Source organism: Streptomyces sp. NPDC059788 (assembly GCF_042732265.1).
In the GTDB taxonomy this organism is placed as follows: Bacteria; Actinomycetota; Actinomycetes; order Streptomycetales; family Streptomycetaceae; genus Streptomyces.
Genome location: NZ_JBHWHY010000005.1, coordinates 77,601 through 100,319, shown reverse-complemented (window position 1 = coordinate 100,319; position 22,719 = coordinate 77,601). Strand labels below are relative to the sequence as shown.

Sequence of the window (22,719 nt, the reverse complement as noted above, 5' to 3'; positions counted from 1 at the left end):
GTTCCCCTGCGTCCGGGTACGCGGCATCGCCGCCGCGCCCCGTACTGGGTGCTTCCACCACCGACCCTACGTCACCCAGCGTCAACCTCGGGTTGATCCGCTTCCCGGAAGAGTGACGCGGATACGGCATCCGCGAGGCGATTCGGCCACGCGTATCCGGCCCCCGTGCAGATCCACCGCCCAGCGCGCGATCGCCAGGCCCAGCCCCGTACCGCCGTCGCTGCCCGGCCCCGGCGTCACCGGATCGCCCCGGTTGAAGCGCTCGAAGACATGGTGCCGCTCGGCCTCCGGGATGCCCGGACCCTCGTCCTGGACCTCCAGCTCCAGGCCCCCGGGCGTCTCTCCGCGCCGCGCCCGCACCGTGACCCGGCCGTGCCGCGGGCTGTGCTTGATGGCGTTGTCGATCAGGTTCGCCACGACCTGGTGGAGCCGCTCGGCGTCCGCGTGCGCGGTCAGCTCCGGCGGCGAGACGTCCAGGTGCAGATGGACGTCCGTACGGGTGTGGGTGCCCGAGCCGGCGAGCCCCGAGAGCGTGGAGGCGCCGCGGCTCATGTTGGCCTCCTTGAGCACCCCGGACAGGTACGGCCACACCTCGAAGCGGCGGGCGTGCAGCGGCACCACGCCGTTGTCCAGCCGGGACAGGTCGAGCAGGTGCTCGACCAGCCGCCCCAGCCGCTCGGTCTGCTTCAGGGCCGTACGCATCGTCTCCGGATCGGGCTCGCAGACGCCGTCGACCACGTTCTCCAGCACGGCGCGCAGGGCCGCTATCGGGGTGCGCAGCTCGTGCGAGACATTGGCGACCAGCTCCTTGCGGTGGGTGTCCACCGCCTCCAGGTCGGCGGCCATCCGGTTGAAGGCGTCCGCCAGATTGCCGAACTCGTCGCGCCGCCCGCCGCGCACCCGGCGGGTGTAGTCGCCGTCCGCCATCGCCCGCGTCACGTCCGTCATGTCGTCCAGCGGCGCCGTCAGACCCTGCGCGACGAACTGGGTGACCAGCAGCGAGGCGATGATCGAGAAGACCGTGATGACCCGCAGCTCGGTGTCGGAGTGGATGGCGACGAACACCAGCAGCGTCGTGATGATCACCGAGACGATGACCAGTGCGCCGAGCGCCGCCTTGACCGAGCGGTACGGGTCCAGCGGGCGCAGCCCCTCCCAGACCCGCCGCCACAGCGGCGCCCAGACCCGCTCCCGCAGGCCGCCCAGCCCCTCCCACGGGCTCTCCCGGGCCCGGTCGCGGGCCGGGCGCCCGGCCCGCTCCCTGCGGTCGGCCGGGCGGCGGCGGGTGGGGGTCGTCATACCGGCGGGGTCTCCAGCGCGTATCCGACGCCGTGGACCGTACGGATGCGCTCCGCGCCGATCTTGCGGCGCAGCGCCTTGATGTGGCTGTCGACCGTACGGGTGCCGGACGCGTCCGCCCAGTCCCACACCTCGGCCAGCAGCTGCTCGCGGGAGAGCACCGCGCGCGGGGTGTTGGCCAGGCACACCAGCAGGTCGAACTCGGTCGGCGTCAGGTGCACGTCGGTGCCGCGCACCCGCACCCGGCGCTGCGCGTGGTCGATCTCCAGCTCGCCCAGGCGCAGGATGCCGCTGCGCGGGGTGTGGGCGGCCAGCGCGGCGCGCTCCACGCGCCGCAGCAGCACATGCACCCGCGCCGCCAGCTCCCGCATGGAAAACGGCTTGGTCATGTAGTCGTCAGCGCCGACGCCCAGACCGACCAGCATGTCCGTCTCGTCGTCCCGCGCGGTGAGCATCATCACCGGCACCGGCCGCCGCGCCTGCACCCGGCGGCACACCTCCAGCCCGTCGAAGCCCGGCAGCATCACGTCCAGGACCAGCAGGTCCGGCTGCCAGGCCTCGGCCGTGTCCACCGCGGCCGGGCCGTCGGTGGCCGTCTGCACCTGGAAGCCCTCGGCGCGCAGCCGGGCCGCGATGGCGTCCACGATCGTCGGGTCGTCCTCCACGACGAGGATCCGGCGCTGGGCGCCGGGCGTGGCCGCGGCGGTGCCGCCCTGGGTGGTCTGCGTCTGATCCATCGCCCGCCCCTGCGTGTCCCCGTGCTGCATGGTCGCGTACTGCTGGGGAGCAGCGTAAGGGCAGGGTGTGACCGTCGGCTACGCGCCCTTGCGCGCGAGGTGCACCACGTCGGGGACGCCTCGGACAACGGGGATCTCTTCGGTACGTACACCGGTGAACCCGGCATTTCGCAGCGCGTTCTCGAACGCGGACGACGGCTGCGCCGACCACACGGCGAGCACGCCGCCCGGCGTCAGCCGCTCCCGGCAGGCGGCGAGACCGGCGGGGGAGTAGAGGCCGCCGTTGTCCTCGGTGACCGTCCACCCCGGCCCGTTGTCGATGTCCAGGCACAGCGCGTCGAAGGCGCGCGGCCCGGCGCCCTCGCGCACGTACGCGACCAGGTCGGCGGCGACGATCTCGGTACGCGCGTCGGCGAGCGCCGCCGCTGTCAGGGCGGCCAGCGGTCCGTGCCGGTGCCAGTCGATGACCGCGGCCTCCCGCTCCACCACCGTGATCCGCCCCCACCGGGCCTCTTCCACCGCCCTGACCAGGGAGAACCCCACCCCGAGCCCGCCGATCAGCACACTCGGGGACGGCCGCCCGGCGGCCTCCGCGACGGGCGCGCCGGCGGTGCCGCCGGCCTCCGCCAGCTCCGCGAGCGCCGCGTCGATCAGCAGCCGCTCGGACCGCCCGTCCGAGGTGTCCATCAGGAAACACCCGTTGGCGATGATCTCGAAGTGCTCGCCCCGCGCCCGCAGGGCGACCTCGCCGTACGGCCCCTCGCGGCGGTCGAGGACCCGCGGCGTGTCGTCGGGGGCGGGCGAACCGGGTACGTGCACGGAGTGGGGCACGGCGTGCGCGGGATGAGACATGGCGGCCATCCTGGCCAACCGGAGGAGCACGGGTCCAGCCGGTTTCCGCGCGCCCCGCACCCGCCCGTCACGGGTGACACACGTCACGGACACAGCTCGCTCATGGGTTGAGCGTGCAGGCTGTTCCTGACGTAGATCTTCAGTGGACGCGGATGTTCCACACACGCAAGGCGCACGGCCGAGGGGGCGGACGTGCCGACGGCGCCTGCGGCGCCGAGGACGGAAGGGGCCTGGAAACAGTGAGCCGGGTTGGCACGGCGGACGCCTCCGAGAAGTCGGCTCCCTTCGAGGGAGCCCCCACCGAGGAAACGGCCTCTTTCGCGGGAACCCGCGCGGGGACCGGCACGTCGGCCGACGCGCACGTCACGCCCGGCGCTCCCGGCACTCCTGGCACGGGGGAGGAGGAGGCACCCCTCTCCGGAATCCCCAGACAGCCCCCGCCCGCCGCCCCGGCGCCGCCCTCCGGCACCACGCCCGCGCCCGCCCCTGGGCGGAGCCCCGTACGGACACGGTCCCTCCTCGGCTCCCCGCTCCGGTCCCTGCCGCGCCCCTGGCGCCTCCTGCCGACCCCCACGGGCACCCCCTTCACCTTCGGCTACACCCTCCTCCTCGTCGCGACCTCCCTCTTCGCCGAGTACGCCGACCCCGGCCTGGTCTACGCCCTGCTCCAGGCCTCCAGCACGGACGTCGAGCACTTGGCGCAAGCGCCCCTGCTGGTGCTCGTCGCCAGCGCGCTGTGGCTCGCCGGCGGCATGACCTCCGCGTACGCCCTCGCGTTCCTCTTCGTCCTGACGGCACTGGAACGCCGCGTCGGCGCCCTGCGCACGGCCGCGGTCTTCTTCGGCGGCCACGCGATCGCCACCCTCGCCACCGAACTCCCCGTCGGCGCCGCGGTCGCCCTCGGCCACCTCCCCGCCGATTCGCTCCAGCGCCTCGACTACGGCGTCAGCTTCGGCGTGATGGCCTGCATGGGCGCGCTGACGGGCCTGCTGCCCCCCTGGGCCCGGTGGCCGCTGCTGGCGGCCGTCACCTGGTTCGCCGTCGACAGCCTGCTGGTCTCCGGCGACCCCGTCAGCGACTCGGGCCACCTCCTCGCCCTGGTCCTCGGGGTACTCGCCTGGCCCCTCCTGCGGCGCCGGGGGCCGCGCGAACCGGCGATTGTCAGTGCCCGTTGCTAGCTTCCTGAACACACCTCTCCACGGCTCCACGGGGAGGTGGAGCGAGGGTCGCACCCGGCCGGGGCGGCCGGGGCCCCGCTCCGTCACGAAGAGGCACACATCATGCGAATGATCTTCGTCAACCTTCCGGTCAAGGACATCGCCGTGTCCCGCGAGTTCTTCACCCGCCTCGGCTTCTCCTTCAATCCGCAGTTCTCCGACGAGCAGACGCTCTGCATGGTCGTCGAGGAGAACATCTGCGTGATGCTCCTCCAGGAATCCCGCTTCCGCGACTTCATCAACGGCGACATCAGCGACGCCGCGAAGACGAAGGAAGTCCTCACCTGTCTGTCCTGCGACAGCCGCGAGGAGGCGGACACCCTCCTCGCCAAGGCCCTCGCCGCCGGCGCCACCCCGTGGAAGCCGGCCATGGAAGCCGGCCCCATGTACGGCATCAGCTTCCAGGACCCCGACGGCCACGTATGGGAATTCATGCACATGGCGCAGGGCTGAGCACCCGCGGAGGCGTCCCAATCCGGGTGGGAGTGCCGGACACCTGCGAAGGTTTGTCCGCGAACTGCTCCGGTCCCTCCCGACGCGGTCACGGAGTCTCTGGGTGAGGCCGAACTGTTGCTGGAAGGCGGCGAGTCGGGGGACCGGAAAACAGCGGCTGCCCGTGCTCTGCGGACTCGCCGCCGCCTCGGACGACGCGGCGGTCTCCCGGTTCCGTTTCCAGCACGAACTTCCGCGTCGGCTGCCCGGGCCTCAGCTCGTGAGTGCCTCGTGCGGGAAGGACGAGGTGACGACGCGGCTGGCGAACTTCCACCGGCCCGCGACCCGGACGTAGCGGTCGGTGTACGTGACGTGGGCGCGGGCGTAACCGCCGTCGGTCTTCACGATCTCGACGAGACAGTTCACCCGGCCCTCACCGCGGTCGCCCTCGATGCCGGTGATCAGGTGGTTGAACATCATGTGGACGACGTTCGTGGCGTTGGCCATGAGGGTGTCGCGGAAGAAGGCGCGGATCGCCTCGCGGCCTTCGAACCGGCCGAAGCCGGTCTCGGTCTCGTCCAGGACGCCGTCCTCGGCCCAGCAGTCGACGGACTCGTCGAGCCGCCCGGAGTCGAAAGCGATCGCGTAACGGCTGTTGAGGTCCTGGATCTCCGCACGGTGGTCGCTCATGCGGGAATCGTACGTCCGCGTACGCGGTCGAGATCAACCGGCAACCAAGATCAACATGCGTGGTGCGCCGGAGGGGGCCGCCCTCCGTGGTCGGCGTACGCCGGGGCGGAGCGGCGTGATCGCTCACAGCGAACAAGACTCGGGGAACATCCCGGGACTCATCTGCATTGAGTGGGTATTGCTCAACTTGCCTGCCGAAGGGGAGATCATGGCATCGACGCCCACCTCGCTCACCCTGCCCGTGCTGCCCCTCGACGACGAGGTCGTGCTGCCCGGCATGGTGGTGCCCCTGGACCTTTCCGAAGCGGACGTACGGGCCGCGGTGGAGGCCGCGCAGGCCGCCGCCTCACCCGGTAACAAGCCGCGGGTGCTGCTTGTGCCCCGGGTCGACGGCGCTTACGCGGCGATCGGCGTGCTCGGCCGCGTCGAGCAGGTCGGGCGGCTGTCCGACGGCGACCCCGGCGCACTGATCCGCGGCCTCGGCCGGGTGCGGATCGGCGCGGGCACCACCGGCCCCGGCGCCGCGCTCTGGGTGGAGGGCACCACCGTCGAGGAGACGGTGCCCGAGCCCCTGCCCGGTGCCGTCACCGAGCTGGTCAAGGAGTACAAGGCACTCGCCACCGACTGGCTCAAGAAGCGCGGCGCCTGGCAGGTCGTGGACCGCGTCCAGCAGATCGAGGACGTCTCGCAGCTCGCGGACAACTCCGGGTACTCGCCGTTCCTGAGCACCGAGCAGAAGGTGCTCCTGCTGGAGAACACCGACCCGGTCGCGCGCCTGAAGCAGGCCACCGAAGCCCTGCGCGAGCACCTCGCCGAGCAGGACGTGGCGGAGTCCATCGCCAAGGACGTCCAGGAAGGCGTCGACAAGCAGCAGCGCGAGTTCCTGCTGCGCCGCCAGATGGAGGCCGTCCGCAAGGAACTCGCCGAGCTGAACGGTGACCCGGAGGACGAGGGCGAGGACTACCGCGCCCGTGTCGAGGCCGCCCAGCTGCCCGAGGACGTCCGCAAGGCGGCCCTCAAGGAGGTCGACAAGCTGGAGCGGTCCAGCGACCAGAGCCCCGAGGGCAGCTGGATCAGGACCTGGCTCGACACGGTGCTGGAGCTGCCGTGGAACGAGCGCACGCAGGACGCGTACGACATCCCCGGCGCCAAGGAGATCCTGGACGCCGACCACGCCGGCCTGGAGGACGTCAAGGAGCGCATCACCGAGTACCTGGCCGTGCGCAAGCGGCGCGCGGACCGCGGCCTGGGCCTGGTCGGGGGCCGCCGCGGCGGCGCCGTACTGGCGCTGGTCGGCCCGCCCGGCGTCGGCAAGACCTCGCTGGGCGAGTCCGTGGCCCGCTCCATGGGCCGCAAGTTCGTCCGGGTCGCGCTCGGCGGCGTACGGGACGAGGCGGAGATCCGCGGCCACCGGCGTACCTACGTCGGCGCGCTGCCCGGCCGTATCGTGCGCGCCATCAAGGAGGCCGGGTCGATGAACCCGGTCGTCCTCCTGGACGAGATCGACAAGGTCGGCTCGGACTTCCGGGGCGACCCGGCGGCCGCCCTGCTCGAAGTCCTCGACCCGGCGCAGAACCACACCTTCCGGGACCATTACCTGGAGGTCGAGCTGGACCTGAGCGACGTCGTCTTCCTGGCCACCGCCAACGTCCTGGAATCCATCCCGGAGCCGCTGCTCGACCGTATGGAGCTGGTCCGGCTGGACGGGTACACCCAGGACGAGAAGGTCGTCATCGCCCGGGACCACCTGCTGCCGCGCCAGCTGGAGCGGGCCGGCCTGGAGCCCGGCGAGGTCACGCTCACGGACGAGGCGCTGCACAAGCTCGCCGGCGAGTACACCCGCGAGGCGGGCGTACGGAACCTGGAGCGGGCCGTCGGACGGCTGCTGCGCAAGGTCGCGGCCCAGAGCGAACTGGGCGGGCAGGACCTGCCCTTCGCGGTGGGCGTGGACGAACTGCGCCCGCTGATCGGGCGTCCGCACCACACCCCGGAGTCGGCGCAGGACCCGGCCGAGCGGCGGACGTCCGTACCGGGCGTGGTCACCGGTCTCGCGGTGACCGGAGCGGGCGGCGACGTGCTCTACGTGGAGGCCTCGCTCGCCGACCCGGAGACCGGCGCGTCCGGTCTCCAGCTCACCGGCCAGCTGGGCGACGTGATGAAGGAGTCCGCGCACATCGCGCTGTCCTTCCTGCGCTCGCACGGCGCCGAACTGGAGCTGCCGGTCGGTGACTTGAAGGAGCGCGGTGTCCACCTGCACGTACCGGCGGGCGCGGTCCCGAAGGACGGCCCGAGCGCGGGCGTGACGATGACGACGGCGCTGGCGTCGCTGCTCTCCGGGCGGCAGGTGCGCCCGGACGTGGCGATGACCGGCGAGGTCTCGCTGACCGGGCGGGTGCTGCCGATCGGCGGCGTCAAGCAGAAGCTGCTCGCGGCGCACCGGGCGGGGATCACGACGGTGGTCATCCCCAAGCGCAACGAGCCGGACCTGGACGACGTGCCCGCCGAGATCCTGGAGAAGCTGGACGTCCACCCGGTCTCCGACGTCCGCCAGGTCCTCGATCTGGCCCTGACCCCGGCCTCGGCCCCGGAGGCCCCGGCCGCCCCGGAGGTCCCGGTCGCGGCGTGACGGACGCGACCGGCCACAGCGGCCCGGAGTCACCTGACGCGGGGGCTCCGGGCCGCGCGTGTCCCGGTCACCGTGCGTATCGTTGTACTGCGCGACTGCCCGCACTTCGCGGCGGTGGGGAGGAGCGCACGGTGACCATCGAGCCGGTCGGCGGCTGCGCACTCAGTCTGGACATGCTCTTCGACTGGCTGGAGCGGATGCCCGTCCCCGAGGGGTACAAGGCGGAGGTCGTCGGGGGCGCGGTCTGCTTCTGGCCGCAGCGGGACGCGCACTGGCACAACACCATCGGAATGGTCGAGCAGTTGCGGTCCGCCTACCCGCGGAACCGCCTGAAGTCCGATGTCCGTATCGATTTCCCCGGCCACCTGAACGGTTTCGCGAGCGATGTGGTGGCTATGGCGGAGGGCGCGACCACAGACGACGAGGGACGCTGGAGCTGCCAGGACATCGACTTCGTCGCCGAAGTGACTTCCCGGGAAACATCGCGGAATGACCATGGTCCCAAGAAGGACGCCTACGCGCTGGCGGGCGTGCCCGTCTACCTCATCGTCGATCCGTACATCGGTCGGTGTTACCTCTTCACGGACCCCAAGGACGGCACCTATCGTCTCCACCCGGCCATCGCGTTCGGCGGCCCGGTGGACCTGACCAGGACAGTCGTCGGCCTGACCCTGGACACGGCGGAGTTCGACCGCGGGTGACGACGCACGCCGACCCGGGCCCCGGCGCACCCCGCGCTGCCGGGGCCCGGCCGCGTCTCACCCGTTCGCCAGCGCCTGCAACCGCTCATACGCCCCGTTGAACCGGTTCCGGTCGCCGACCGTGGTGCCCGAGGACGTGTACTGCCAGATGGTGTGGAAGTCCCAGCCCGCGGGGAGTTCGCCGGCCGTGGTGCCGTAGCGGGGAATCCACAGCGGGTTGGCGGAGCCGAAGCCGGAGTAGTTGCCGGTGCACTGCTTCCACCAGCTGGTGGAGGTGTAGATGACGGCGTCCCTGCCGGTGCGCGCCTTGTACGTGGCGAAGAAGTCCTTCATCCAGCCGACCAGGCCGGACGCGCTTTTGCCGTAGCAGGTGGAGCCGTACGGGTTGTACTCCATGTCGAGGGCGCCGGGCAGCGTCCGGCCGTCCCTGGACCAGCCGCCGCCGTTGTCCACGAAGTAGTTGGCCTGGGCCGCGCCGCCGGAGGTGTCCGGCGTGGCGAAGTGGTACGCCCCGCGGATCATGCCGACGTCGTAGGAGCCGTTGTACTGCTGCGCGAAGTACGGGTTGGTGTAGCCGGTGGATTCGGTGGCCTTGACGTAGGCGAAGCGGACCCCGGCGTTCCACAGCGTCTGCCAGGCGACGTTGCCGTTGTGGCTGCTGACGTCGACGCCTTCGACGGAGGCGAGGGAGGGCGGCGGCGCCTCGCCCGGCGCGTCGCCCTCGTGCCGGGCGATCTGGGAGCCGGCCCAGTCCTGGCCGGGGTGGGTGGGTTCGGGGGCCGGGCCGTACGGGGTGGCGCCGGCGGCGCCGGGCAGTCCGAGGAGGAGGGCCACGACGGTGAGGAACACCCCGGCGAGGGCCGCGAACGCGCGCGGGCGACGGGCGGGGCCGGATCTGTGCACGGGCATACGTGCCTCCGAGGATCTCGGTGAACTGACCTGAGGGGAGGGGGCGGGAGAGGCGAGCGGTATTGTCGTGAGCGCGTCAAGTAGTGGGACGGGTGGGCGTGCCCACGACGCGTCCATGACGGTATGCGCGTAGATACGGAAGGCAAAGAGGGGAGCCGGGCTTCCGTTGGTCTAATCCTGCGAAATACTGGACAAGCTGCGGCTTCGGCCGCCGCTGGAAGAAACTTTCACGGTCCGGAAAGCGGGAGAGGGCGCTGACGTGCACAACACCAGACCCGACGACATGGCCGGGACCGGCGAACCCAGTGGTGTGGACCAGGTGTTCCTGTCCCTGGAGCGGGAGTTGGCGGTCTTTCTGCGCCGCGCCCGCGCCACGTCCGGCGAGCTGGCCCGGGAGGTCCACCCGGAGCTGGAATCGGCGGCGTACGGCCTGCTCGTACGCCTCGCGGACGCGGGACAGCAGCGCGCCACCGAGCTCGCCGGCTACTTCGGCGTGGGCAAGGCCACGATGAGCCGGCAGCTGCGCGCGCTGGAGGAGCTCGGGCTGATCGCCCGCGAGCCGGACCCGGCCGACGGGCGGGCCGTGCTGGTCCGCCTCACCGACGAGGGACGGGACCGGTTCGGCCGCGTACGCAACAGCCGGCGCGCCCAGTACGCCCGGCAGCTCGCCTCCTGGGACCGCCGCGAGGTCGCCGAACTGGCCCGCCTGCTGCACCGGTTGAACGGGGAGCAGGACGCGGAGGAGTGCTGCGGCAGGGGATGCGAGAAGGGCTGAGGGCTGACGGGCCGGGATGTGGAGGGGCGGGGCCCGGAGGGCGAGTGCCCGGTTACCCGGGTGCGGCCGGCCCCGCCGGTTCCCGGTGGGGCGCCGGCCGCCTCCCCCGCGGGCGGCCGGCCCCGCTCGGTACGGGCTACGCCTGCGGATGCAGCCTCAGCGGGAGACGGCGCAGCCGCCACGCGCCCGGCTGCCGCACGCGTTCCTCCCGCTCCAGCTGCTCGTGGGGGGCGGCGAGCGCCACGTCCGGGTAGCGCGTGAGCAGCTTGCCGAAGGCGACCTCGCCTTCCTGGCGGGCGAGCGAGGCGCCCAGACAGTAGTGCATGCCGTGCCCGAAGCCGACGTGGTCCTCCGCGCGGCCGGCCGGCTGCCGCGTCAGGTCGAGCCGTTCCGGATCGGTGTAGTGCCGCGGGTCGCGGTTGGCGGCGACGAGGCTCAGGAACACGGCGTCGCCCTGGCGGACCTGGACACCGGCCACTTCGACGTCCTCCGTGGCGTACCGCAGCTGGGTGCCCTGGATCGGCCCGCACCAGCGCATCAGCTCATGGACCGCGCGCGGCAGCAGGGCCGGGTCCTCGTCGATCAGCCGGCGCTGGTCGGGGTGGCCGAGCAGGGCGAGCGTGCCGTTGCCGATGAGGTGGGCGGTGGTCTCGTGGCCGGCCAGCACCAGCGTCAGGACCAGGGTGACCATCTCGGTGTCGCTCAGCCGGCCACCGTCGTCGTCCTGTACCCGGATGAGCGCGCTGAGCAGGTCGTCCCGCAGGTCCGCGCGCCGTTCGCGGATCACCGCGAGAATGTGCTCGATCATGACCGGCACGGTGGCGCCGATGCGGGCCGGCTCCAGGGAGGAGAGGTCGGAACCGAACCGCCGCCACAGGGGCCGGTCCGTCTCGTCGATGCCGACCAGTTCGCAGATGACGGTGATCGGCAGCGGGTACGCGTAGTGCTCGATGAGGTCGACGACGCCGTCCTCGGCGTGGCCGGGGAGCCGGTCCAGCAGCTCGTCGGTGATCCGCTCGACCCGCGGGCGCAGGTCCTGGATGCGGCGGGCGGTGAAGGCGCGCGAGACCAGGCGGCGCAGCCGGGTGTGGTCCGGCGGGTCCATGGTGATGATCGTCTCGGTGAGGTAGCGCTGCAGGTGCTCGGGGACGCCGAACAGCTGGAACAGCCGGGTGCGCGGGTCGTCGCCGGCGTAGCCGGGCACGCCCGAGGGGTCGTTGACGAACCGCTGGTCGCGCATCACCTCGCGTAGCACGTCGAAGCGGGTCACGACCCAGATCGGCGAGTCGTCGATGAACCGGGCGCGGACGAGGGGGGCCTGCTCGCGCAGCTTGCCGTAGCCGGTGTACGGGTCGTCGAGCAGCTCCGGTTCCATCAGGTTCGGCTCGCCCGGGTGGAGGCCGACGTAGGAGGGCAGGGAGCTGGTCGGGGTGGTGGCGGCGGCAGTGGTGGTGCCGGTGGTGGAGGGGGAGCCGGGCGGGGTGACCGCCGTGGACTCGGTGTGCGATGTGGTCATCGTGCGTTCTCCTCCTGATCAGGGGTGTGACCGGGGGTCACTGGCGGAGCTGTCGCCGCACTTCCTGCCGGCTCAGCTCTTCCAGACGCGCGTAGCGCGCGATGATGCCGGGGGCCGCCGCGGCGAGGGCCCGGGTGTCGGGTTCGCCGTGCCGTTCCAGCGCGGTGTGGATCGCGTGGCACAGGAGATCGGCCCGCTCCTCCGGGCGGGCCGGAGCGCGTTCGGGGAAGAGCACCTCGGCCTGGAAGTAGCCGCCGGCGGTGGCCATGCAGACGTACATCTGCTGGTCGACGCTGAGGTCCTCGCGCACCAGGCCGTGGGTGCGCAGGGCGGTCAGCTGTGAGCGCAGGGTCTGGGTGCCCGCCTCGACCAGCTCCGCGAGTTCCTTCTTTGCGATGTCGTTCAGGCGCCCGAGGATGTCGGAGTCGTCGAGGTACAGCGCGCGCAGCACCGGGTCGTCCATGAAGTCGAGGAGGGACGCCCGCAGCAGCCGGCTGGGCAGGATGTTCCGGTCGTCGGCCCGCATCCGTGCCAACTGCCTGCCGTGGTCCGCCGCCTTGGCGCGCAGCACCACGGCCAGCAGCAGCGCGTCCTTGGTCTTCCAGTGCAGATAGACCGTGCCCTTGCCGACGTCCGCCCGGCGGGCGATCTCGTCGGTGGTCACGCGGCGGTAGCCCCAGGCGAGCAGCAGCTCGCACGCGGCGTCCAGAATCCGCTCGCCCCGTTCCGTACGCTCGTCGGCTTCCACGGCCCTCCCCGGCTCCGTGACCAGATTTCGAATCTGGTCACGCAGTCAAAGCTAGGCAGGATGCATCCGTCGGATAAGACGGTTTTCAGCCGTACGGGGGTGTCGCCGAGGGGAGCCCGACGCGCCGTCCGCCGCTTCACCCTCCGCTGCTTGCCCCCCGGCCCCGCCCTGTGCTGTCGGCCGGAGGCGGTCAGGGCCTGGGCCCGTCCGGGCCGATCACGGCTCGACCAGCACCGCCGTCGCGTCGTCCCGGGACTTGCCGCGCGGGAACCGTGCCCCCTCCGGGTCGGCGGCCTCCAGCGCCCGTACCCGGTCGACCAGGGCCTGCGGCCCCTCCTTGCGCACCACCGCGAGGCAGTCCGCCCAGGAGCCCTCACGGAATACCTCGACCCACCGTGACGCGCCGTCACTGAGCGCGGTCAGGGCGCGCACTTCGGCGCGCGGGAGGGAGCCGGTGACCGCACGGGCGGCCACCGCTGGGTCGGCCGCCGCGGTGAAGAAGCCGCCCTCGGCATTGCGCAGCGCCTCGACCGCGGCCGCGTACTCGCGGCCCGCCGCCGCGCGTTCGGCGGAGCCGCGCGGCAGCGCCCGTACGGCTTCGCGCAGGTCCCGCACGGCGGGCGGCAGTTCGTCGAGGCGGGTGTCCAGAACCGCCCGTACGACGCCGTCGGGGTGCTCGACGAGCAGTACGGAATCGGACAGGACGAGATACTCGACCGTCTCCGGCGACCACCGGACGGCCACCACGGTTGCCTGGGGAGTGTGGGCGTGAGAAAGGTCACAGGTGGAGCGGTGAACTTCGGCCGTCCGGGAGATGGCGGCCGAAAGTGCCTCAGTGAGCGTCATATCGCGGTATGAAGCGGACAGTTCGAGCAGGGCGCCGCCGAGGCGCGCGGTGTACCACGGCACTCCGTGGGCGCAGCCGACGTCGAACGGCGGTGGGGTCACACCGTCCAGCAGGACCAGCACTCCGCCCTGGCCGGAGGCGGGGAGGGCGACGGACGCGTAGTCCTCGTTCGGGTGTTGGGGGGCTCCCGGATCGGTGGCCAGTTCGATGCGCATGGGAGCCAGTCTGCCGCAACGCGCCCGGTTTCCCGCGGTGTGCGGACTTCACCGGGCTCTGGGACGTAACAGCAGGTCAGAGGCGTGGCATGGGGCCGAAAATCGCGGTCGGCCGAGGTGCGGGCGGGCATCTTTCCAGGCGCCGCACGGTTCTCCAAACCCGCTCGGGGGTTGCGCGAGGTTGCATGCCGAAGCGGTCTTGATCGGAAGTTGATGGTCAACTTCCGATTGATGTTCACTCATTCGAGTGGCCGGGTGTGCGTTGCCGGGCCGCTGCGCGATGCCGGTGGAATGGTCGTGGCCCGGATCATGGGAGGCGCCTGAACGCTCGTCGCGACGCGCAGAGCCGGGCTGCCTCCCCTGCGGACGTGTGAATTGCTGCGGTCTTCGCACAGGTCCGCCCCGCGAGCGGAGAGCGAGCCGGGTCCGCGGGACCACTCGGTGTGGGCAGGCGAGACAGGAATGCGAGCAGCGGTGCGGAAGAAGCGGCTTCGGAACGGCGCGGTCGAGCCGGGATCGCCGGCCGGTTCGGCTTCGGGTACGGCGCCGGGCGCCGGGCCGGGCGGGCCGCTGGGCGCCCCCATGTCCGGCATGCCCCCGACCGGCGGCAACGCGATACCCGCCGGCGCCCCGCCCGGCGGCAGCGCCATGCCCGCGAGCGCCCCGCCCGGCGGCAGCGGCGCTTCCGGCAACGGCCCCGCGAGCACCCCCGAGAAAGCCGCCAAGAACGCCCCGGTCGCTCCCGCCGCCCCCGTCCCCTCGCCGACCGGCCGCCCCGCGCGCGTGCGCAACCGGCTCGTCGGCGCGGTGGCCGTCGCCGCGCTCGCCGTGCTCGGCGCCGGCACGCCCGCCATCCTGTCCGCCGTGGACGACGTCCACGACTCCCAGCGGCTGGTCGACCTCGCCGGCCTGAACGCCCACGCGGTCACCCTCGCGCACTCCCTCGCCGACGAACGCGACGCGATGACGGAGCACGTCGCGGGCGGGCGCTCCGCCAAGTCCGGCGGCGCCGGGCTCTCGGAGGCGCAGCGGGCGCGCGTGGACCGGCAGATCGGCGAGCTGCGCGCCGAGTCGCACGGCGCCGCGGGCGCCACCGAGGCGTACCGGGCTGCCGACAAGCTCCTCGCCGCGCTGCCGCAGACCCGCCAGAAGGCGCTGTCCGGGCCGGGCCAGGTCACCGAGACCTTCGACGCCTACACGGCCGCCGTACAGGCGCTCGGCGCGCTCTCCGACGCCATCGCCCGCGACCTGCCCGCCCGCGCGGGCGACGTCGCCCCGGACGTACGGGCCCTGCCGCAGCTCGGCCGCGCCACCGACCAGGCGGCCGCGGCCCGCGCCCTGCTCGTCCCGGCCCTCGCCGCCGGCGGCCCGCAGTCCCGGCTGACCGCCGCCGCCCAGCAGGCCAACGTACGGGAACAGGCCGCGCTGGCCGCCTTCAAGCAGTCGGCGAGCGCCAAGGGGCGGGACGCCTACGACCGCACCGTCAACGGCGGCGACGTGAACACCGCCGAGCGCTACCTCGCCACCCTCACGGACCAGCCGCGCCTGGGCCTCGACGCCCAGAAGCTGAGCAGCGCGCGCGTGAAGAGCGCGCTCACCGCCCGCATCGGGCTGATGCGCAGCGTCGAGGCGTCCATGGCCACCGCCGACATCGACCGGCTGGGCGCGCTGCGCGACGACGACGTGACGGCGCTGGAGATCCGTATCGCCCTGGTCGGCGTCTGCCTGCTGCTGGCGCTCGGTGCCAGCGTCTCCGCGTGGCGCTCGGTGACCCGGCCGCTCGCGGCGCTGCGGCTGGGCGCCAAGCGGGTCGCGGCCGACCCGGCGGGCGAGCCGCCGGTCGGGTTCAAGGGCCGCAACGACGAGTTCGCCGACGCCGTGCGGTCCGTCAACGCGCTGCACGCCCAGGTGGGCGAGGTCGCGCGCCGCGTCGCCGAACTGGAGGGCGAACGCGCCCGGCTGGTCGGCGGGCGCCGGCGGCTGGTCGCCGAGCGCGAGGTGCTCCAGGGGGAGCGGGAGTCGCTGCGCCAGGAGCTGGCGGACCTCACGGGGCGGATGGCGGCGCTGCGCACCGGCGTGCACGACCGCTTCGTCAACCTCGGCCTGCGCACCCTGAACCTGGTGGAGCGCCAGCTGACCGTCATCGAGTCGCTGGAGCAGAAGGAGCAGGACCCGGACCGGCTGGAGACCCTCTTCAAGCTGGACCACTTCGCCGCCCGGATGCGGCGCAACAGCGAGAACCTGCTCGTACTGGCCGGGAACGAGCACGGTGCCGGGCACCCGGGGCCGGTGCCGCTGCTGGACGTGCTGCGCGCCTCGATCAGCGAGATCGAGCGGTACGAGCGGGTCCGCGTCCAGTCGCTGCCGCCGCACTCCCAGGTCGCCGGGTTCGCCGCCGACGACATCAGCCACCTCGTCGCGGAGCTGCTGGAGAACGCCACCGCGTTCTCGCCGCCGGACGCCCATGTCGAACTGTCCGGCTGGCTGCTGGAGTCCGGCGAGGTCATGCTCTCGGTGCAGGACGAGGGCATAGGGATGACCGGGGACCGGCTGGCGGAGCTGAACACCCGCCTCGCGGGCGGGGCCGGGGACGACGACAGTCCGGACACGGCGGACGAGACCCTGGGACTGGGCCTGTACGTCGTCGTACGGCTCGCCGCCCGCCACGGGGTGCGCGTACAGCTGCGCGACGAGAAGCAGGGCGGGATCACGGCCGTCGTCGTCCTGCCCGCCGCCATCCTGCCCACCCGCCCGGCACCGGGCTCCGTCGCGCCCGCCGTGCCCGGCGAGGGCGGTGTCCAGAATCTGCCCGGCTCGGTCGCCGAGGCCAACTCCAACACGCTCCAGACGCGGCTGCCGCGCCTGGAGCAGGGCGGGGCGGCCGACGCCGCGGTGCCGGACCGGGCCCCGCAGACGCCGGACCCCGTCGCGGACCCCTTGGCGGAGGCGGCGGAGCGCGCCGCGGAGGCGGCCGGCCCCGGCGCGCCGGAGGAGCCCGCCGGTACGGACGCGGTGGCCGGAGCGAGCCCGTACGGACCCGAGTCGCCCGGCCCGTACGCCAAGGGAACGACGGCATCCGGCGCCCCGGACGCGGACACGACCAGCGGGCCCGGCACGGCCGGCCCGTACGCCGCGGGGACCGCCGAGCACACCCGGTCGCAGGACGACGCCGCGCCCGCCGCCGACGAGGACGGCGGCGCGGACGGCGAGGGGCCCCGCTGGACCCGGGTGACCGACCAGGGCCTGCCCAAGCGCACGCCCCGGATCGTGGCGCAGAAGCCGCCCGCCACACCCCGTACGGGCAGTGCGGCGGCCACCGCCGAGTCCCTGCGGGCCCGGCTCGGCGGCTTCCAGCAGGGGGCGCGGGACGGCCGTCGCGACGTCGAGGCCGAGATCGCGGAACGTACAGCGGAGCAGACCATCCCACAGACGGACACCGACGGAGCGGGGGCCCCGGGAGAGAGCCACGTTGTCGAGGAGGCACGCGATTGAAGGCGCAAGCGCCGACTGCTTACGGACTGAGCAGTGAGGCACGGAATCTGCACTGGTTGCTGACCAACCTGGTCGACGAGGTACCGGGCATCCGCTCGGTCGCCGTGGTCTCCTCCGACGGACTGCTGCTGCTCTCCTCCGACCCGGCAGCGGGCGCCGCGGCCGCCCCGGCCGCCCCGTCCGGGCGGCCCGGCATGCCGGCGGGCCCCCGCGGGTCCAGCGCGGACCTCGCCACCATCGTCTCCGGGCTGGCCAGCCTCACCACGGGCGCCGCCAAGCTGATGGACGGCGGCACGGTCAAGCAGACGATGGTCGCGATGGACGAGGGCAGCCTCTTCGTCATGGCCGTCAGCGACGGATCGCTGCTCGGGGTGCACGCCGCCCCGGACTGCGACATGAGCGTCATCGCCTACCACATGGCGCTGTTCGTCGGCCGGGCCGGCCACGTCCTGACCCCCGAACTCCGCAGCGAGCTGCGCAAGTCGATGGAGAGCGCCCAGTGAGCACCGCACCCAAGCTCCCCGTACGCGGCGGGGACAGGAAACCGTCGCGCGTGCGCCCGTACTCGCTCACCGGCGGGCGCACCCGCTTCGGCCACGTCCTGCTCGTGGAGACGTTCGTGGCCGCGCTGGACGCCCCCGAGGAGCGGCGGGAGCTGACCTCCGGCGGCTGGGGCGACCGGGTGATGCCGGAGATGCGCGCGATCGTCGAACTGTGCCGCCGGATGCGTTCGGTGGCGGAGATCTCCGCGCTGCTCAAGATGCCGCTGGGCGTGGTCCGCGTGCTGCTCAGCGACCTCGCCGACCAGGGAAAGATCCGCGTCTACGGAACCGGGCACGGCACCGGCCGGCCCGACCGCGCGTTGCTCGAAAGGGTGTTGGGTGGACTTCGCAGGCTCTGACACGATGACGGCCGACGCGGCCGGGGTGGCCGGAGCGCCGCGCGGTTGCGCCGACGCCGGGGTACCGGCCGCCGAGGAGGAGGCGGGGCTCCAGGGCTGGCAGACGGATCGTTCCCGCGCCCCCATCGCGACCAAGATCGTGGTGGCGGGCGGCTTCGGCGTGGGCAAGACGACCTTCGTCGGCTCGGTCTCCGAGATCACCCCCTTGCAGACCGAGGCGGTGATGACGCAGGCCAGCGAGGGCACGGACGATCTGTCCGCCACCCCGCACAAGACCACGACCACGGTCGCGATGGACTTCGGGCGGATCACCCTCGACTCCGACCTGGTGCTGTACCTGTTCGGTACGCCGGGGCAGCAACGTTTCTGGTTCATGTGGGACGACCTGGTGCGCGGCGCGATCGGCGCCATAGTGATGGCCGACACCCGCCGCCTGGACGACTGCTTCCCCGCGCTGGACTACTTCGAGAGCTGCGGCCTGCCGTACATCGTCGCGGTCAACCACTTCGAGGGGACGGCCGAGTACGCCGTCGAGGACGTACGCGAGGCGCTGACCGTGCCGCCGCACGTGCCCGTCGTCATCATGGACGCGCGCCGGCGGATCACGGTCGTCGAGTCGCTGCTCGCGCTCGTCGCCCACGCCCTCGAAGCCACTCCCGAATAGCCCCCGAGCCGCCCCCCCCCGTACCTGGGAAGAGAGCACAGCCATGCGGAAGATACTCATCGTCGGAGCCGGGCAGTCCGGGCTCCAACTGGCCCTCGGGCTCCAGGACCAGGGCTATGAGGTCACCCTCATGTCCAACCGCACCGCCGACGAGATCCGCTCCGGCCGGGTCATGTCCACGCAGTGCATGTTCCACACCGCGCTCCAGCACGAACGCGACCTGGCGCTGAACTTCTGGGAGAGCCAGGCGCCGCGCATCGAGGGCCTGGGCGTCTCCGTGGCCGCCCCCGGCAGCCACGCGGAGCCCGGCGGGACGCAGCGCGCCATCGACTGGGTGGGCAAGCTGGACGGCTACGCCCAGTCCGTCGACCAGCGCCTGAAGATGGCGGGCTGGATGGAGACCTTCGCACAGCGTGGCGGGCAGCTCGTCATCCACGGCGCCGCCGTCTCCGACCTGGACTTCTTCGCGAGCCGCTACGACCTGACGCTGGTCTGTGCGGGCAAGGGCGAACTGGTGTCGATGTTCGGCCGGGACGCCTCCCGTTCCCCGTACGACGCCCCGCAGCGCGCGCTGTCCGTCGCGTACGTGCACGGTCTGGGCCCCCGCCCCGAGCACCCCGACTTCGACGCGGTGCGCTGCAACCTCGTACCGGGCGTCGGCGAACTGTTCATCATGCCGACGCTGACGAACTCCGGCCGCGCCGACATCCTCTTCTGGGAGGGCATCCCCGGCGGTCCGCTGGACGTCTTCGCGGGCGTCCGGGACCCCAACGAGCACCTGGCGACGACCCTGGAGCTGATGGAGCGCTTCACCCCCTGGGAGTACGCGCGCGCCACGAAGGTCGAGCTGACCGACGCCAACGGCACCCTGGCCGGGCGGTACGCGCCGACCGTGCGCCACCCCATCGGCCGCCTGCCCTCCGGCGGGCTGGTCCTCGGCGTCGGGGACGTCGTCGTCGCCAACGACCCGGTCACCGGCCAGGGCTCCAACTCGGCGGCCAAGTGCGCCGCCGCCTACCTCGCCTCGATCGTCGAGCACGGCGACCGGCCCTTCGACGCGGAGTGGATGCAGTCCGCGTTCGACCGCTACTGGCAGACCGCCCGGCACGTCACGAAGTGGACGAACGCGATGCTGGCGCCGCCGCCCGAGCACGTCCTCGGCCTGATCGGGGCGGCGGGACAGCTCCAGCCGGCGGCCGACCGGTTCGCGAACGGGTTCAACGATCCGTCGGACTACGAGAACTTCTTCTTCGAGCCGGAGAAGACGCAGGCGTACCTGGCTTCGCTCGCTTAGCGGGCGGGGAGAAGTCTCCGGCCGCGCCGGGGGCTGGCCGGTGCCGAAGTCCGGGCGGCCGGGAGTCACCCGCCGCCCGTCGCCGGGCTGTAGCCCGTATCGGCGCCCGAGGCCGCGTCGTCCGGCAGCGGCGGCGGTACGTAGGTGCGCAGGGCCGCCGCGTCCCGGTCCGGGCGGACGGCGCCCAGGAGCGGGTTCGCGGCGACGGGGGAGACCTTGATCCGGGCGCCGGGGCGGGGCGCCTGGACCACCATGCCGTCCCCGAGGTACATCGCGACGTGCGTGGCGCCCGGGAAGTAGATCACCAGGTCGCCGGGGCGCAGCTCCCGCAGCGGTACGTGCGGCAGCCGCCGCCACTGTTCCTGGCTGGTGCGCGGGATGGCCCGGCCCGCGTGCGACCAGGCCTGCGAGGTGAGGCCGGAGCAGTCGAAGGAGCCGGGCCCCTGCGCGCCCCAGACGTACGGCTTGCCGACCTGCCGCAGCCCGTACCGGACGGCCCGGTCACCGCTCACCGAAGGCGCCCGGGACCCGCTCAGCTCGCCGGACGACAGCAGGCCGCGCTGCGCGTCGTCCGTGCCCCGCCGCTCCAGCCGGCCCAGTTCGGCGAGCTGGTCCTCGGACAGGGTGGACAGCAGCTCCTCGACCTCCTTGAGCCGGCCCTGCACCGTGTCCCGCTGCTTCCGGCGCCGCTCGGTGAGCACCTGCTGCTTGTCCAGCGCGGCCCGGGAAGCCCTGGCCAGCTCGTTCGCCCGCTTCTCGCTGCCGGTGAGGCGGGCGACGACGGCGGCCTGGCTGCCGGCCGCCTCCTTGAGCAGGTGGCCCTGTTCGAGGACCTCCTCCGGGTGGGCCGAGAGCAGCATGCGCACGTAGGTGGACAGTCCGGCGGCGCCGCCGCCCTGGTACTGCTGGCGGGCCAGCCGCCCCGCGTCGGCCTGCCCGTCGGCGAGCCGCGTACGGGCGCGGGCCAGCCGGACGTTGAGGTCCCGCGTCTTCTCGCGCTGCGCCTTCAGGCCCTCCTCGGTGGCGTTGTACGCCTCGGTGGCCTGCTCGGTCCGCCGGTAGAGGTCCTGGAGACGGGTGAGCAGCCGACGGAGGGAGACGTCCCCGGAGACCGCGGGGCCTTCGGGGACGTCGGTGTCACCGGAGACCGCCGGGCCTTCGCCGGCCTCGCCGGTGCCGTCCGTACCGGGCGCGTCCGGTACCTCCGGCCCGCCAGGTACCTCCGGCAGGTCCGGCGCGTCCGGCACCGGGAACGCGCCGGTCGCGGCCGGGTCCGGCTCCGGTACGGCGTGTACGGGCGTGGCGGGCAGCGTCAGGGTGACCGCGCCCACCAGCGCCGTCGCGCAGACCGACCGTACGATCCGCCCCGGCCGGTACCGACCCGGCGTGCACCGCTGCGACACGAACCCACCTCCGACGGACAGCCGCGGCCCGGCGGACCCGCCGTCCGCCGCCCGATTCGTTCGGATCGTGCCACGGTGGTCGTATCTTCGCCGTGGGGGTGGGGCCACCGGAGCGGTACGGTCACCCGATCGGCGGCCGGTGGCGTGTCACGGCGCCCGGAGGCGGCCCGGGCGTGCTGCTGAGGCGCTGTCAGCTTCCGTAGTAGCGGTCGAAGTTCTTCTGGAACTCCCAGCTGCCGAAGCGGTCCCAGTTGACGGACCAGGTCATCAGGCCGCGCAGGGCGGGCCAGCGGCCGTGGGTGCGGTAGCTGCCGCAGTCGGTGCCCCGGGTGAGGCAGTTGAGCGCCTTGGTGACCTCGCCGGTCGACGTGTGCCCGTTGCCCGCGTACGGGGAGGCGGGCAGGCCGATGGCGACCTGGGACGGCTTGAGCGCAGGGAAGACGTTGTTCTGGTTGCCGGCGACCGGGAAGCCGGTGAGCAGCATGTCGGTCATCGCGATGTGGAAGTCGGCGCCGCCCATGGAGTGGTACTGGTTGTCCAGGCCCATGATCGGGCCGGAGTTGTAGTCCTGGACGTGCAGCAGGGTCAGGTCGTCGCGCAGCGCGTGGATGACGGGCAGGTAGGCGCCGGCGCGCGGGTCCTGGCCGCCCCAGGGCCCCGAGCCGTAGAACTGGTAGCCGAGCTGGACGAAGAACGTCTCGGGCGCCATCGTCAGCGTGAACCCGGCGCCGTACTTGGCCTTGAGGGTCTTCACCGCGGAGATCAGATTGACGATCGAGGGCGTCTTCGGGTTCTTGAAGTCGGTGTCGCCGGTGGCCAGCGAGAGGGAGTGGCCCTCGAAGTCGATGTCCAGGCCGTCCAGCCCGTACCGGTCGATGATCGCGCCGACCGACTGCACGAACCGGTCGCGGGCGGCGGTGGTGGTCAGCTGCACCTGCCCGTTCTGCCCGCCGATGGAGATCAGCACCTTCTTGCCCGCGGCCTGCTTGGCCTTGACCGCGGCCTTGAACTCGGCCTCCGTCTCCACGCCGGGACACTCCGCCTTGGGGCAGAGCGAGAAGCGGATGTCGCCGGAGGTGACGGAGGTCGGCTCGCCGAAGGCCAGGTCGATGATGTCCCAGCTGTCCGGGACGTCGGCCAGGCGGGTGTAGCCGGAGCCGTTGGCGAAGCTGGCGTGCAGATAGCCGACGAGGGCGTGTTCGGGGAGTGCCTGGGTGCGGGAGGCCGGCCCGGGGGAGGGTGCCGCGGTGGGCGGCGGGCCGGCCTGGGCTGGGGAGGCGAACAGGGCCGTGGCGCCGAGGAGGCCGGCGGTCAGGGCGGAGGCCAGGGGTCTCTTGGAGGGGCCGCGTCTGCGGCTGTGACGGTGGCTGCGGCGCATGGGGGGTGCTCCTTGTCGACGGC

Annotated in this window: 19 protein-coding genes and 1 pseudogene; 10 read left to right on the top strand and 10 right to left on the bottom strand. The window is 72.8% G+C overall.

The annotated features are described in order from the left end of the window. Positions 1–81: 81 nt before the first annotated feature. The 3 genes from ACFV57_RS06145 to ACFV57_RS06135 form a co-directional block, all read right to left on the bottom strand. On the bottom strand, positions 82–1,299 hold the full coding sequence (locus tag ACFV57_RS06145; protein ID WP_385226222.1) for an ATP-binding protein: 1,218 nt from the start codon (positions 1,297–1,299) through the stop codon (positions 82–84). Further along, positions 1,296–2,036, bottom strand: coding sequence for a response regulator transcription factor (locus tag ACFV57_RS06140; protein WP_031001263.1), 741 nt, complete (start codon positions 2,034–2,036; stop codon positions 1,296–1,298). Before ACFV57_RS06140 ends, ACFV57_RS06145 begins: the two co-directional genes overlap by 4 nt. Before the next feature lie 78 nt (positions 2,037–2,114). Continuing rightward, positions 2,115–2,888: a spermidine synthase gene (locus ACFV57_RS06135; RefSeq protein WP_385226219.1), complete on the bottom strand. Its 774-nt coding sequence runs from the start codon at positions 2,886–2,888 to the stop codon at positions 2,115–2,117. Between the two features lie 239 nt (positions 2,889–3,127). Here ACFV57_RS06135 and ACFV57_RS06130 point away from each other — a divergent pair, with 239 nt between their 5' ends. Both ACFV57_RS06130 and ACFV57_RS06125 read left to right on the top strand, forming a co-directional pair. After that, complete coding sequence (locus tag ACFV57_RS06130) at positions 3,128–4,066, top strand: rhomboid-like protein (RefSeq protein ID WP_385226217.1); 939 nt, start codon at positions 3,128–3,130, stop codon at positions 4,064–4,066. 99 nt (positions 4,067–4,165) lie between these two features. Next, positions 4,166–4,558 (top strand): VOC family protein, encoded by a 393-nt coding sequence (locus tag ACFV57_RS06125; RefSeq protein WP_385226499.1) that lies wholly within the window; start codon positions 4,166–4,168, stop codon positions 4,556–4,558. Positions 4,559–4,810: 252 nt separating this feature from the next. Here the strand turns inward: ACFV57_RS06125 and ACFV57_RS06120 are convergent, their stop codons facing one another. Then, positions 4,811–5,227: a nuclear transport factor 2 family protein gene (locus ACFV57_RS06120; RefSeq protein WP_385226215.1), complete on the bottom strand. Its 417-nt coding sequence runs from the start codon at positions 5,225–5,227 to the stop codon at positions 4,811–4,813. A gap of 208 nt (positions 5,228–5,435) precedes the next feature. Between ACFV57_RS06120 and lon the strand changes: the two genes are divergently transcribed. Both lon and ACFV57_RS06110 read left to right on the top strand, forming a co-directional pair. Further along, the gene (gene lon / locus ACFV57_RS06115) at positions 5,436–7,853 is read left to right on the top strand and encodes an endopeptidase La (RefSeq protein WP_385226213.1); all 2,418 of its coding nucleotides are present in this window, start codon (positions 5,436–5,438) and stop codon (positions 7,851–7,853) included. Between the two features lie 173 nt (positions 7,854–8,026). Continuing rightward, entirely contained in the window at positions 8,027–8,554 is a 528-nt protein-coding gene (locus tag ACFV57_RS06110; protein ID WP_385226497.1) for a Uma2 family endonuclease, read from the top strand. A gap of 57 nt (positions 8,555–8,611) precedes the next feature. Here the strand turns inward: ACFV57_RS06110 and ACFV57_RS06105 are convergent, their stop codons facing one another. After that, positions 8,612–9,463, bottom strand: coding sequence for a lysozyme (locus tag ACFV57_RS06105; protein ID WP_385226212.1), 852 nt, complete (start codon positions 9,461–9,463; stop codon positions 8,612–8,614). A gap of 283 nt (positions 9,464–9,746) precedes the next feature. Here ACFV57_RS06105 and ACFV57_RS06100 point away from each other — a divergent pair, with 283 nt between their 5' ends. Beyond that, positions 9,747–10,238, top strand: a complete 492-nt coding sequence (locus ACFV57_RS06100) for a MarR family winged helix-turn-helix transcriptional regulator (RefSeq protein ID WP_385226495.1) — start codon at positions 9,747–9,749, stop codon at positions 10,236–10,238. A gap of 136 nt (positions 10,239–10,374) precedes the next feature. Here ACFV57_RS06100 and ACFV57_RS06095 read toward each other — a convergent pair whose 3' ends face one another. The 3 genes from ACFV57_RS06095 to ACFV57_RS06085 all read right to left on the bottom strand — a co-directional run bounded on the left by ACFV57_RS06095 (position 10,375) and on the right by ACFV57_RS06085 (position 13,564). After that, positions 10,375–11,754 (bottom strand): cytochrome P450, encoded by a 1,380-nt coding sequence (locus ACFV57_RS06095; protein ID WP_385226210.1) that lies wholly within the window; start codon positions 11,752–11,754, stop codon positions 10,375–10,377. 37 nt (positions 11,755–11,791) lie between these two features. Then, positions 11,792–12,502: a TetR/AcrR family transcriptional regulator gene (locus ACFV57_RS06090; RefSeq protein ID WP_385226208.1), complete on the bottom strand. Its 711-nt coding sequence runs from the start codon at positions 12,500–12,502 to the stop codon at positions 11,792–11,794. A 216-nt stretch (positions 12,503–12,718) separates the two neighbouring features. Further along, positions 12,719–13,564: a protein phosphatase 2C domain-containing protein gene (locus tag ACFV57_RS06085; protein WP_385226206.1), complete on the bottom strand. Its 846-nt coding sequence runs from the start codon at positions 13,562–13,564 to the stop codon at positions 12,719–12,721. Positions 13,565–14,155: 591 nt separating this feature from the next. On the opposite strand from ACFV57_RS06085, the gene ACFV57_RS06080 reads away from it, so the two are divergent. Genes ACFV57_RS06080 through ACFV57_RS06060 form a run of 5 tightly spaced genes read left to right on the top strand, consistent with a single transcriptional unit; the run spans position 14,156 to position 19,915 of the window. Then, on the top strand, positions 14,156–17,056 hold the full coding sequence (locus tag ACFV57_RS06080; protein ID WP_385226204.1) for a nitrate- and nitrite sensing domain-containing protein: 2,901 nt from the start codon (positions 14,156–14,158) through the stop codon (positions 17,054–17,056). Next, positions 17,053–17,559 (top strand): roadblock/LC7 domain-containing protein, encoded by a 507-nt coding sequence (locus ACFV57_RS06075; RefSeq protein ID WP_385226202.1) that lies wholly within the window; start codon positions 17,053–17,055, stop codon positions 17,557–17,559. Before ACFV57_RS06080 ends, ACFV57_RS06075 begins: the two co-directional genes overlap by 4 nt. Further along, complete coding sequence (locus tag ACFV57_RS06070; protein WP_385226200.1) at positions 17,556–17,957, top strand: DUF742 domain-containing protein; 402 nt, start codon at positions 17,556–17,558, stop codon at positions 17,955–17,957. The genes ACFV57_RS06075 and ACFV57_RS06070 overlap by 4 nt, the downstream gene beginning before the upstream one ends. Positions 17,958–17,961: 4 nt before the next feature. Further along, complete coding sequence (locus ACFV57_RS06065) at positions 17,962–18,621, top strand: ATP/GTP-binding protein (RefSeq protein WP_385226198.1); 660 nt, start codon at positions 17,962–17,964, stop codon at positions 18,619–18,621. Positions 18,622–18,664: 43 nt separating this feature from the next. Then, a complete protein-coding gene (locus ACFV57_RS06060; RefSeq protein ID WP_385226196.1) occupies positions 18,665–19,915 on the top strand; it encodes a styrene monooxygenase/indole monooxygenase family protein in 1,251 nt (416 codons plus the stop codon). A gap of 65 nt (positions 19,916–19,980) precedes the next feature. On the opposite strand, the gene ACFV57_RS06055 is transcribed toward ACFV57_RS06060, so the two are convergent. Then, the gene (locus ACFV57_RS06055; RefSeq protein WP_385226194.1) at positions 19,981–21,318 is read right to left on the bottom strand and encodes an NlpC/P60 family protein; all 1,338 of its coding nucleotides are present in this window, start codon (positions 21,316–21,318) and stop codon (positions 19,981–19,983) included. Between the two features lie 190 nt (positions 21,319–21,508). Further along, positions 21,509–22,525 (bottom strand): annotated as a pseudogene (locus ACFV57_RS06050) (chitinase); the annotation flags it as partial. Positions 22,526–22,719: the final 194 nt, after the last annotated feature.